This window comes from Niallia sp. FSL W8-1348 (assembly GCF_038006745.1).
Lineage (GTDB): Bacteria > Bacillota > Bacilli > Bacillales > Cytobacillaceae > Niallia > Niallia alba.
In genome coordinates, this window is sequence record NZ_JBBOVV010000001.1 from 1,689,055 (window position 1) to 1,701,155 (window position 12,101).

Genomic DNA, 12,101 nt, shown 5'->3' on the forward strand with positions numbered 1-12,101 from the left:
ATTGACTCATTACATTAAAATATATAATTTTTTCTATAAATATCTTTTTCTAAGGATATGGCATCAAAGTCCTTTTTTGCCTTAGTTCCTAATGATCTGATTGATAATAATATTTTTTGCTAATAATAATCTCTTTATATTGTAATCACCACTAACAAATTTCTCGAAGTTTATTCGAAGCCTGTAACCTGCATCTTTTTCTTTTTTCTTAAATAGTTTTCTTTCTTTAAAAAAGCCTGATTCCTCATACTCAGGAGAGAGATTTACGACAATTGGAGTTATTCCAATACTTTGTAATTCACTACCATAGTTTTTATCCTTAAGGCTTTCTAGTTTAGCTTCAAATTCATTTCTAATCTCTCTAAATTGTTCGGCTACCTCCATGTCGGTCTCCCCACTTAGAAATATTTCCATTTTAGTCACCCCATTATGCTTCTAAAATATATAATTTGATTTCCAGCCTTTCATATCACTTATATTTTTTGAAAATTTAAGTGGATTTAAAAAATCCTTTTGCCTCTATCCTACCCTTAAAAGGGTTAATAAACAAAAACAGTCCAAGATACGCTTGGCTTGAATAAGATCCTGCATATAATGGACTTTTTAAAATGTATTGTTATGGAAAAAACGCATCCTTTACTTTAAGTACATTTATTCACAAACTAAAACACTGACCCATTGTACGGATGTAATAAGGAAGATTGTTTCCATAACATAAAATAATATAGATAAAAGTACCAGCAACTAACAAACTTTTGGATAAACACTCACTTGATAAAATCATATTTTATTCTTCTTTTAACCAAAATAAATACTATTTTAGCGATGGCTAAACAAATTACTTGGCATCCTAAGAACCTCAAATTTCCAAAGCTAAGAAAGTCTTACCGCTCCTTAAGGCAGAATTAAGTGTCTCTCCATTAAAAATAAACGGGTAATAACTGACAAGAAACCAACCTCTTAAACTAGACACAATCGGATTAACCCCCGAATTTTGGACAATAACTCTCTTATTCTTTCATTTCCTCAGTTTTTTATTTTATAGATTTCTTTCATTATTCTTCAAAAAGGCCATGTTGCTTGACATGGAGCCTCTGCGGGCATGATTCTCCTGCCAAGAAGCCAGCTGTTTTACAACATTGGCATCGCCGAACGAGGCTATCATGCCCGCCACTCCAAATCAAGCTGATGCTTTGAATGAATACATCCATTACACCCGAACCTCCTTGATCACCAATGAATCTTGTTTTTGATAGAATTCCTTTGGTGACAAATCTAGTATACTAGAATGCATACGTCTCTCGTTGTAGAACTCCATAAAATTCATGACTTCTTGATATGCTTCTGTGTAGGTTTCAAACTGCCATCTGGATAGGCAATCGTCCTCAAAAATGCGATGGAAAGACTCAATATGAGCATTCATATTTGGTGTTCTTGGTGGAATTCTTTCGTGCTCAATTTTGGAATCTTCACAAAACTTTTCAAAAGTATGGGAAATAAACTGCGGTCCATTGTCTGTTCGGATTACAGGTTTTTCCAATTCATCATATTGTTGGCGTTTTAATAATGCCCTTTTCAGTGTCTGTTTGACATCATCTCCAGTGCAGCTTAATCCCATATGATAGGTAATGATGCCCCTGTCATAAACATCGATGATGGACATGACAAAGAAAAAGCGATCCTCACCTTCGATAAAGCCATATTTAATGTCAGCTTCCCATAGCTGATTAGATCTTGTAATAATGCGATTTCTTGCTAGTTTCCTAGGGTATGAGACTTTCTTTTGGCGCTGTGGGCGTAAGATGCCCAATTCTTTACAAATCCGGTATACTTTTTTCTTGTTAATTTTAAGTTTGTATTTTCGCCTTAAGACCTTAGTGAGTTTGCGATAACCATAGTTATAGCAATCACCGGCAATCTCTTCTAGTAGAAATTCTTTAATCTGTTCGTCTGATATCTTTTGACCGTCCTCTTGGATCGAATAACCTGGTGCTGGACGTCCCTCACTTACTTTTTTCTCCTCAACACGATAATTCTTTTGATAATAGTATGTGGATCGAGGAATACCTATGATTTTAAGCACCTTTGAAATCGAGTAGCCTTTTTGAATCCATTTGTTAGCTACTTCATGCTTTTCAGCAAGTGAGGGTTTTTCTTTTTTATAAGATCCCTCAGGATCGCTATTTCAAGGTCTTTTTCACCTAATAACATTTTAAGTTTTTCATTTTCTTTGGATAATTCTTTGGAGTCTATATCTGGCAGCACAGCCACATCTACTTCACCAAATTTACCATCTTTGTATTCACGAACCCAGCGACTAACCATATTGGGATTCAGATCATACCGGCGAGCTACAAGGGTATTCTTCCCTGTGTCTTGGGCTTCCTTGATGACTTGTAATTTAAATTCTTTAGAATGTTTTATTCGTTTCATGATGTCAGCCTCCTTGGTACATTAAGCAGTATAATAAATATTACTCTTATTGTCCAAGTTCATTTTGGGGCTTATGAGCAATAATGGTTTAACGCTGTCCATTATGATGTATTGGTTCTACGATCCTTCTATCCATATTCTGTATAAAATAATTTTTTTAACAGACACTATAAAAAACGTTGAAGGAAATGATAAGAATGACAGAGCGTAATAATAATGAGAGCTTGCCAGGTTATGAAAAAATTAAATCGATTCTTAATGAATCACCCGACTTGAATTGTCGAAAGATTGAAGCTGGACAAGTGGGGATTCATATTATTTTCATGAAGAATTTAATTAAGCCAGAGATTCTAAATGAATATGTCATTAAATACATTGAACAACTTTCTGTAGAATACTTACATTACACCTATTTAATGAAAAACATTCCTATAGAAGAAATAATGGTAAATATAGAGGAACAAGAAGTTATCTCTTCCCTATTAAATGGATTTGCTTATATTTATTTCTTAGAAGAGAAAAAGGGATTCATGGTGAACTGCGCAAATCCCATTGAACGCTCTATTGAGAAAGCAGAAACAGAATCGTTAGTATATGGACCTAAAATTTCGTTCACTGAATCATTAACTTCTAACGTTAAGATAATCAGACAAAATCTAAATGATTATAATTTGTGCACGGATGAAATAAAGATTGGGGAACGCGTTCAAAAGCAAGTAAGAATTGTATATATAAAAGATATTGCGAACGATGACACTCTTCAGACACTTAAGGAAAGGATTAAACAATTAAAAACGGATAATATAAGTGACAGTGCCGTTTTGGCTCAATGCCTAGAAGATAATCATTACTCTTTATTTCCACAATTTATATTAACAGAGCTGCCCGATCGATTCATCTACTCGATTATAAACGGGCGAATTGGTGTTTTTATAGATGGTAGCCCAGTAGGGATTATAGGTCCTGCTAATTTTTTCTCATTTTTCGAATCAACAGAAGATATCTATTTGAGATGGTCTTTAAGTACATTTATTCGTTTTATCCGATTTTTTGCTATGGTAGGTTCTATTTTTTTAACAGCCATTTATGTGGCTGCCATGACTTATCATTTTGAACTCATACCATCTAAATTGTTATTTATCATTGGACAATCACGTTCACAAGTTCCTTTTCCGCCCTTATTAGAAGCACTCTTACTAGAATTGTTAATTGAGTTACTTAGAGAATCTGGTGCCCGCCTTCCTTCAAAAGTAGGACAAACAATGGGAATTGTAGGAGGTATTGTCATTGGCCAAGCAATGGTTGAGGCAGGATTAACTAGCAATATTTTAATTATCATTGTTGCATTTAGTGCATTAGGGGCATTTTCGGCTCCTATTTATGAAATGGGCACTGCTGTCAGAATTGCTAGATTTCCAATCATTATTTTAGCAGGTGTTTGGGGGTTAAATGGAATCATTTTTGGTATATGTATTCTAATGGTTCACTTGTTAAAATTAACTTCTTTAAATAAACCTTATCTTGCACCTCTATATCCGCTAAGAATGAAAGATTTGCAATATTTTTTAATACGTCTCCCCCACCATTTTTATATGAGGCGACCGTTAGTAAATCGACCAAAAGACTCCATTCGCCTAAAGGAGCGATTAAGAAATATAACAGATTTAGATGAATTTTGAGGTGCAAAATGAAATCAAATATACGATTTGTTAACGCCTTTATGGCGTTTTATATCATACACACTTCGCAAATTGGTATGGGAATTCTTGGAGTTCCAAGAATTGTGTATCTAGAATCAAAAAAAGATGCTTGGATATCCATTTTACTATCTGGTTTATTCGTTAGCTTGATTACATGGTTAATGATTTCTATCCTAAAAAAAAATGAAGGTGGTACTCTTTTTGAAATTCATGAACATATATTCGGACGCTTGATTGGTAGTATTTTTAACTTCCTTATTGTCATTTACTTTATTGCCGTCCATTATTCGATTACCATTAGTCATGTCGAGTTGTCACTAACATGGGGATATGAAGGTGTCTATGAATGGGTCGGGGTATTGGCTTTATTAATATTAACCATTTATGCTGTATCCGGCGGATTTAGAGTAGTGACCGGTGTTTGCTTCTTATCCTTTTTATTGACTATATGGCTGCTATTTGTTGTGTACCAACCACTTCAAACCATAAACCTAACTAGGATTTTACCTATTATGACGACAACTCCTTCAGAAATTATGAAAGGAGTTTTCAAGAGCAGTTATACAATGTTAGGTTTCGAGACGTTATTTTTTATTTTTCCATTTATAAAGGAGAAAAATAAACTACAGCTGTTTAGTCAAATAGCAGTCTGGTTTACGACCATTCTTGTTTTAATAACAACTGTTGTTTCTATTTTATTTTTTAGCGCGAAAGAATTAGAGAAGAATGTATGGCCTGTTGTCAGCATGATTAGCACGGTCCATTTTCCATTTATTGAGCGCTTTGAATTTGTTGCGGTTCCATTATGGATTTTAGTTATTTTTCCAAACCTATGTATCACTCTGTATATTTCTTCCATGGGTATTAAACAGATTTTTCATATAAAACAGAAATATGGAATATGGCTCATCTCCATTATCCCTTTTATCTGCAGTTTTTTAATTACTAAAAGAGTAGATAATAATTATTTTTTTGATCAAATTGGCAAAATTGGATTTTTTCTGTGGTTTATCTATCCGATTTTCTTGTATGGAATAACCATTATAAAATCAAAAATCAATACTCGTTCCAGAAGGAGTTGAAAGAATGAAAAAAATTGTTATTCTGCTGTGTTCTCTTCTTTGTACTGCATGTATGGCCCCTGAAAAAATAATAGAAATGCAAGGAATTTCAACGATTATTGGTTTTGACTTGCTTGATGACAATACATACAAAGGCACTATCAGTTTGTTACAATTTGACCGAAAAGAAGAAAAGACAAGTGTAACCCTTTCTGCCGACGGAACGACTAATAAACAAATCAGACAAAAACTAGAGGAACGGACAAGCCATGATATTACGTCTGGTCAATTAAGGACCATACTGTTTAATAAAAATATGGCAGAAACAGTAGGAATTTCTTCTTTTCTGGATACTATGCAACGAGATAGCAGTATCAGTGATTTAATCTTTTTGGCCATTACTGATAATGCTGAGGAGACGATTAAAAATAAAAACTATGAAGAATATCCCGAAATGGGATCCTATATCTATCAACTATTGGATAAACACGAAAAGAAAGAAATGTTAGTCAACTCCAACTTTCATGATTTTATAACCACACTATATGAAATTGGTATCGATCCTACCCTACCCATGATAAAAAATGCAAATGGGGTAGCACCTTCTATAGATGGTGTTGCATTATTCAAAGAAGATAAAATTGTTGGATCTATTTCGTTGATAAACACCCTTTACATAAAATTATTCACAAATAATAAGGCATTTTTAGGGGATATAACTGTAGAGATTGCTGCTGAAGAACTAGAGAAAAGAGGTATGGCCGAACTCAACCTTCCTAAAAGTGATATTTATAAGATTACACTTCATCCAATAAAGTACAAAGGAAACATTGAAATAAAGAACGAAGAATTGGTTCATTTAAATGCAACGATTTCCGTTTCAACATTAGAATTTCAACCATCTATTTCTGTGAAAAATAAAGATTCACTAAACAAAATGGAGCAACTAATTGGTGAAGCCCTAAACAAAGAATTTGGATATATACTTGAGGAATTTAAAAATTTAAATACGGATCCCATTGGCATCGGAAGAAAAATAAGAAGTGTTAGAAAATATTCCTATTTAACTGAGGAAGATTTAAGACAAAAATATTCAGCACTAAAGATAAAACCAAATATAAAGGTGGAAATTAAGCGAACTGGAACAGTTGATTAACATGTTTTTTTAGGAACAAAATCGTTAACGCGACTTAACCACGACCCAAGTGTTGAAGAATGTACCACAAGTATCGCATTCATAAATCAAAACACCACGTATCCTTAAATCCACTGTTATTTACCGAATAAGCGTTGAAAGAACCCTTTCTTGCTTTCTTCTTCCCTTTTCTCTTCTGCAGCTGCAATTAGCTTCTTTGTCTCCTGGACTTCCCTTAATGATTGGATCAGTGTTTCGTCACGCTTATTAAGCCGTTCTTCTATGTATTTCTGTTGTTGATCTAACCGTTCCAATAATGCTTTGTTAAACTGTTCTTGCTGTTTTTGGCGTTCTTCTTGATGTTCTATGTATGTCATCAAACGTTCGATAAATTGATTATCAGAACGCATTGAAGGAACGTTGTTTTCCTGTTCTATTTCCGTCTCATCAGAGAACGGTGCCTTCTGATGCTTTGTTGTTACTACTAAAGAAGCGTTATTCATTGACATGTTTTTCTCTTGAACAAGTTTTTGAAATTGTTGGAGAACGATTAAGTCTTGCTGCGTGAATATCCTCTTGTTCTGATCCGTTCTGTAAAAGTTATAACCGTGTTCTTCTAAAGATAAGCACCATTTACGCAATGTACTGTCACCAATGTTCAAACGGTTCGTCATATCTCTTACAGTTAGTGTTCCGTCCGTTCCACTCATAGTAAAAACCTCCGATCTCATTTACCGTTATTGTATAGAAAGATAGAAAGCTTGGACAGATGGAACTGATATTCGATTTATCGTCAGATTAAAGTATTGTCCGATTTATATTATTGTTTTAACTATAAAAAACACTTCCCTGAAATTAGGAAGTGTTTGAAAATTTTAAATCATGCTATTATGTAAGAAAAGAAAATAAATAAAACTACCAAGGTAGGCAGTTAGGTAAGCAACAAATTTCACGCATCACCAGGATGAGTGAATGTTTTGTCTTTATATAGTTCGCACTACCAGAGTGAGAACTGATATGTAAACCAATATTACCTAATAATATATTCTTTGTCAACCTTCCGAAGAGGGGAAAATGATGGTTCAAAATGAAAATATAAAAGTGTTTTTTGATGAGAGTGGGAAAAGAAAGGATAAACCTAATCTTATGGGTGGACTTTCAATTCCTTCTAAGATCTATTCTTTACCAGAAATTGAAGCTTTATCCCAACAATTAAGAGATGGAACCGTAAAGCTTCACTGGAAAGATGTTACGGGTAAAGCTGATTATCGTACAAATATCGTTAAGGCTTTAAATCTTATTGCTGAATATCATCATTTGCTTAAATTTAACGTTATTCATTATGACTACTCAATGTTAGCGAATAGAAGGGGATTTGGTGAGGATTTAATCGATAGGATGATTTATACAAAATTCCCAGAACGTATAATATATGGTCTTTTGAGGGGATATGGTCGTACTGTAGACATCACAACTGACATCTACATAGAAGACTCTACAGAATATAAAAGCTTTCAGTTAAATGATTTAATAAAAGAGCAGCTCAATATTCAATCATTGTATCGGGGAGAACATTATGTGGTATTAACAAGTCAGTTAGTGCCAAAAGGGGAAGAAATAGGGGTGGAGATAACAGATCTCTTACTCGGTGTTATTCGGAATATTATTGAAAATAAACCTGATTCAGAATCAAAACAGTATCAAATTAGAAATTCAGTAATAATTAGCCTTCTAAAAAACCCTAAATTCTACTCGTTGATTAGCAATATTAAGTATTTTGAATGGAGTAATGTCAGAGAGTTAACGGAAATTAATTTTAATGATTATTTACAGATCTTCATTGCAAATCATTATGAATATTGGAAGTAAAGCATCTTTTTTTGAAGGTGCTTTTTTTTGATCCTCTTACCCCAAAATTGGGGTTTGATTTCGATATTATGTAAACTAAATCAATGGACGGAAAATTTCGTTTATTAAAAATCGTATTAATAAAGGATTTGTTTAAAATTCAATACATAAGTATTGTTAAGTATTGAATCTAAAAATACTGGTTATTATAGGTATAAAAATAATCAGTACTTAATTTAAGAATTTTATTAAAAATCTTTACTCTAATTCCCAGTGAATTTACACCTCCTAAAATGTTACAATTTATAGGAGGGGTAGCGTCAGGAAAATGCGGATTTACAACGTTAAGGAAATCAAAATATAAAAAGTCTAATTTCTCGGTGTTATAAGTGAAAAATTTGGCTTTAGTTACTTCATTAAAGCGCCTGATTGTTGAAGACTAAAGTTTATATTCATCAAGAAAATTGATGTGCTCTTATCCTAACAAATTTTATTTAGGACTTACATGTATGCCTTCACTCTCTCGCCAATCTGCATAGAGTATACGCTTTACATTATTATATCCATTAGTAGTTAATTGGTTATCTAACCACTGTTGATCAAATCCGAGTTCATGTAAATTATCCCATAAAATTTCCCCATCTATTTTTAAAGATGTTGGGACGTCTACTGGACTTTCTGGAAGATTGAGATCTTGCTTGTCTGGTTTTTGATACTTGGAATTTAATAATAGTGTTGTGTAAATAACTATTTATAAAGAGTAAAAAATGAACAAACGCCAACACCTTGAACATAGGGTTTGGCGTTTTCTCTATACGAATTTTGACCCCTCTCTATTTGGGATGGCTAGACTTCCATTTTATAGTCTAATAAAATTTTCCTTAAATCCTGTCTCGGTATTTCCAAATTAATTGTCACCCGTATAAGTTCGTCCTCTTTATCACTTTCCCGATCCGACAATTCGATTTCGCGATCAGATTGAGTGGACAACTCCACACCTTCCCTCACATCGGAATTAACGTCTTCTTTACCACTTATTGATTCTCCATACAACATTTCCCACTGTTCATATAAGTTTTTTGCTGTGTGATATTCATCAAGATCAGCTTCTGTATCTATCTGTAATTTTTCTTTCAACCCACGACATGACTCTTCCCATTCCTCTAAGGTCTTCAAATCAAATAATTTTGAAAACCTTGGTTTCATTCTTTCCCAATGCAAATAAATGTTATCACACCATTTCAGCAACTCTTCACGATATTGTATTTCTTCTACTTCTTCCACTCCTCTTCATCTCCCGACCATAATTTTCATCCATAATATTCAAAAAACAATCGACATGTTTAAAAGTACAAATAGGTAAATTTCGTTAATGCTTCTGGTTATGAAAAGGTAAGTGGCCTCCGGTAATTGATAATAGACTTATCAAAAGTAAATTATTCAAAATGACACAAACCTTTTATTAAAACATCCTTGTTAATGATTTTTACCTATTTGATAATAACAATTTCATCATATGCTCCGCGATTGTCCAATGACTAGACAGTTGCCTAATTGTTATTAATTGGAATTACTTGGTCAATAATCATTGCTTTTAAAATTCCAAGTGCAAAGGCTTGTAGTTATTCCACCAGATGAAATAGTTATAGCCGAAAGAAAGAAAGTTTCTGTTGAAACGAATAAACCCCCAAGACAAATAACAAAAACATCCATAATGAAAATGATGATCCCAACATTAATTTTAATGAATTCAGAAAAGTACTGGGCTAATAAATCTGTTCCACCTGTGCTTGTCTCGAAGCGAAGCATAAGACCAATGCCAAAACCAATGAATACACCACCTGTAAATGAACTAAGAATTGGTGAAAATTTTATAGGAACTTGATTAACGTTATGAAAAAGGTCAATAAAAAATGATGATAAAAGCATACCGTGCAAACTATTAAAAAAATATGAACGATACTTAAACCAAGCTAGAGCAAAAATGGGGATGCTCAATACCATTATCGTGAACCCGGCGTTTGTATTTAATAAATAACTAATAATTAAACCTAGGCCAATAATTCCGCCATCTAAAACTTTGTTTGGTATTAAAAAAGTATTTATTCCCAACGCTATTGACATGCTGCCTACAAGAATAGCAACTGCTTTCATAAAATATGGCATTTATTAAGAACTCTCCTGTCTAAATGGACGTGTTCTATGTATATGCCAAAAACGTTAGAATTATAGACAACTTTTACTTCACTGAATATAACTTCTGAAGTGCAAGTAGACGCAACATAAGCGCAAAAAAACGATAACTAATAACCCTAGCCCTTGTAGGTCAAGTAACCCTGTTTAAAGGAAAATGTCTATTAATGATACAAAAAAACTACCCGAGGTGAGGCAGTTTTTGCAGATAGACATTAAATTTATTCAATTATAATATATGATATAGGTGCATTCCCAGTTTACTCCCTTTATTTTACACTAGGCGATAACATAAATACGATTTTGATACTTCTGCTCTTTCCCTACTAACGAATAGGTATCACGACTTCCTTCTAGAGTATTTACATCATTTGTAGCAGAATATTTAGTTGAAAAAATTTCCTAGCGTTTTTAAATTTAACGGCTGAAGAAAAACTTTCTATATATACATATACCCGAATCAATTTTAAAAAAATATTTTTCCAAAGATTTTATTTTCAAGATTCGACTTAATGATATTATATAAAAAAATGGTACTACTTTTTTGTTATGTGTCTTAAGATCATCCAAGATAGCGAAATAAACCATTATCCTTTTAAAATAGGCATCACTTTATCAATAGCTTCTTGTAGTTTTTCACTATTTTTACTATACATTTGCTTAGCTTCTTTTGATTCGGTTCCAAGAGCAAACAGCTCTAAGTCTGCTTGGCACTTTTTCATGGTCGAAAGAATTAAAGGTCTTTCTTGAGGAGATGCGACTTGTAATTGATCGTCAAACAGGTCAACTGTTAACTCTCCATAGGAATTAACTTGTCCAAGAAAAACATTTTCTACCGTTACACCAAGTTTTTCTAATTCAGTGTGTAACCAAGCACGGCTTCGTCCAATCGTCGCAAGTGGTTCATCCATTATCACACCATCCATAATAACAGTCTGAGACTCTTTAATTGAAGCAACCGTCAAGTTTAGATCCTTTGCTGTTAATGGATGGTTTTCTTTCTTTAACATGACGGATAAATCCCCTGTTGCCTCTAATACAGCGAATTCTATAAACAAGAAAATGGTGAAAAAAGCGAGGTATACATTAGTAATGTACAAGGACTATACTGAAAATATTTTAGGAACAAAACCACGAGCTAGACATAAGAAAATAATTGAAAATTATTTAGATGAAAGTTTTACCAATCCTATCATACATAAGGAAATTCATGGTGATAAAGTCTATGTCCCCTTAGATTTAAACAGGGTCTGGAATAGGATAAATTAATATTTAGTTTAGCCACAAATACTCCCCACCTAAGTATAGGTGGGGAGTATTTAATGCTATCTAGAGGTGGGGGGGTCTTTAAAACTAGTCTAAAATACCTGCATATTTTTGACCGCTGTGTGGCAATCTACCTAAAGTGATTACAACATTGTTAACAGGAGGAAACATCATGCAACAAATGCAGACGGGTATGAATAATCAACAAGCACAAGCTTTAATGACACAACCGCCTGAAATAATGTCAACAAAGGATCATCTCTATGTAAACGATATGTTAAGCTGGAATTTACTTGCGATGAAGAAAATGCATTTTTTCGCTCAACAATGTCAAAATCCCGAAGTAAGAGCAGCACTTGAACAAGCTGGACAAATGCATGATCGACACTATCAACAGCTGCTTCAACAGATGCAACAGTATGTATCTCAACCTTCACAAAATATGAATCAATAAGGAGGAAACTA

Annotated in this window: 13 protein-coding genes and 1 pseudogene; 5 read left to right on the top strand and 9 right to left on the bottom strand. The window is 33.4% G+C overall.

What is annotated here, in order from left to right:
* Nucleotides 1-81: 81 nt before the first annotated feature.
* The 4 genes from NST60_RS07965 to NST60_RS26745 form a co-directional block, all read right to left on the bottom strand.
* Complete coding sequence (locus NST60_RS07965) at nucleotides 82-414, bottom strand: Imm44 family immunity protein (protein WP_318010530.1); 333 nt, start codon at nucleotides 412-414, stop codon at nucleotides 82-84.
* Between the two features lie 625 nt (nucleotides 415-1,039).
* Nucleotides 1,040-1,165, bottom strand: coding sequence for a hypothetical protein (locus NST60_RS07970; RefSeq protein WP_263479876.1), 126 nt, complete (start codon nucleotides 1,163-1,165; stop codon nucleotides 1,040-1,042).
* A 45-nt stretch (nucleotides 1,166-1,210) separates the two neighbouring features.
* The gene (locus tag NST60_RS07975) at nucleotides 1,211-2,110 is read right to left on the bottom strand and encodes an IS3 family transposase (RefSeq protein WP_040344397.1); all 900 of its coding nucleotides are present in this window, start codon (nucleotides 2,108-2,110) and stop codon (nucleotides 1,211-1,213) included.
* 11 nt (nucleotides 2,111-2,121) lie between these two features.
* Nucleotides 2,122-2,433 carry a transposase gene (locus NST60_RS26745; protein ID WP_016205489.1) on the bottom strand — a complete coding sequence of 104 codons (312 nt, stop codon included), beginning with the start codon at nucleotides 2,431-2,433 and terminating at the stop codon, nucleotides 2,122-2,124.
* Nucleotides 2,434-2,630: 197 nt separating this feature from the next.
* On the opposite strand from NST60_RS26745, the gene NST60_RS07980 reads away from it, so the two are divergent.
* From NST60_RS07980 to NST60_RS07990, 3 genes are read left to right on the top strand one after another with little or no spacing between them, the layout of a single operon-like run.
* Entirely contained in the window at nucleotides 2,631-4,112 is a 1,482-nt protein-coding gene (locus tag NST60_RS07980) for a spore germination protein (protein WP_341098594.1), read from the top strand.
* Between the two features lie 8 nt (nucleotides 4,113-4,120).
* Entirely contained in the window at nucleotides 4,121-5,215 is a 1,095-nt protein-coding gene (locus tag NST60_RS07985; RefSeq protein WP_341098595.1) for a GerAB/ArcD/ProY family transporter, read from the top strand.
* Between the two features lie 4 nt (nucleotides 5,216-5,219).
* Entirely contained in the window at nucleotides 5,220-6,350 is a 1,131-nt protein-coding gene (locus NST60_RS07990) for a Ger(x)C family spore germination protein (protein WP_341098596.1), read from the top strand.
* Nucleotides 6,351-6,466: 116 nt separating this feature from the next.
* Here the strand turns inward: NST60_RS07990 and NST60_RS07995 are convergent, their stop codons facing one another.
* Nucleotides 6,467-7,039, bottom strand: a complete 573-nt coding sequence (locus tag NST60_RS07995) for a DUF3967 domain-containing protein (RefSeq protein WP_169187806.1) — start codon at nucleotides 7,037-7,039, stop codon at nucleotides 6,467-6,469.
* Between the two features lie 364 nt (nucleotides 7,040-7,403).
* Between NST60_RS07995 and NST60_RS08000 the strand changes: the two genes are divergently transcribed.
* Nucleotides 7,404-8,198, top strand: coding sequence for a DUF3800 domain-containing protein (locus NST60_RS08000; protein ID WP_169187805.1), 795 nt, complete (start codon nucleotides 7,404-7,406; stop codon nucleotides 8,196-8,198).
* Between the two features lie 469 nt (nucleotides 8,199-8,667).
* On the opposite strand, the gene NST60_RS08005 is transcribed toward NST60_RS08000, so the two are convergent.
* From NST60_RS08005 to NST60_RS08020, 4 genes and pseudogenes are all read right to left on the bottom strand, one after another.
* Nucleotides 8,668-8,928: a YetF domain-containing protein gene (locus NST60_RS08005; RefSeq protein WP_340906144.1), complete on the bottom strand. Its 261-nt coding sequence runs from the start codon at nucleotides 8,926-8,928 to the stop codon at nucleotides 8,668-8,670.
* A gap of 95 nt (nucleotides 8,929-9,023) precedes the next feature.
* A complete protein-coding gene (locus NST60_RS08010; protein WP_160549868.1) occupies nucleotides 9,024-9,461 on the bottom strand; it encodes a hypothetical protein in 438 nt (145 codons plus the stop codon).
* Nucleotides 9,462-9,755: 294 nt separating this feature from the next.
* A complete protein-coding gene (locus NST60_RS08015) occupies nucleotides 9,756-10,343 on the bottom strand; it encodes a YitT family protein (RefSeq protein WP_169187804.1) in 588 nt (195 codons plus the stop codon).
* Nucleotides 10,344-10,957: 614 nt separating this feature from the next.
* Nucleotides 10,958-11,422, bottom strand: a pseudogene (locus tag NST60_RS08020) (DUF421 domain-containing protein); the annotation flags it as partial.
* A gap of 395 nt (nucleotides 11,423-11,817) precedes the next feature.
* Between NST60_RS08020 and NST60_RS08025 the strand changes: the two are divergent.
* The gene (locus tag NST60_RS08025) at nucleotides 11,818-12,090 is read left to right on the top strand and encodes a hypothetical protein (protein WP_169189601.1); all 273 of its coding nucleotides are present in this window, start codon (nucleotides 11,818-11,820) and stop codon (nucleotides 12,088-12,090) included.
* Nucleotides 12,091-12,101 lie beyond the last annotated feature (11 nt).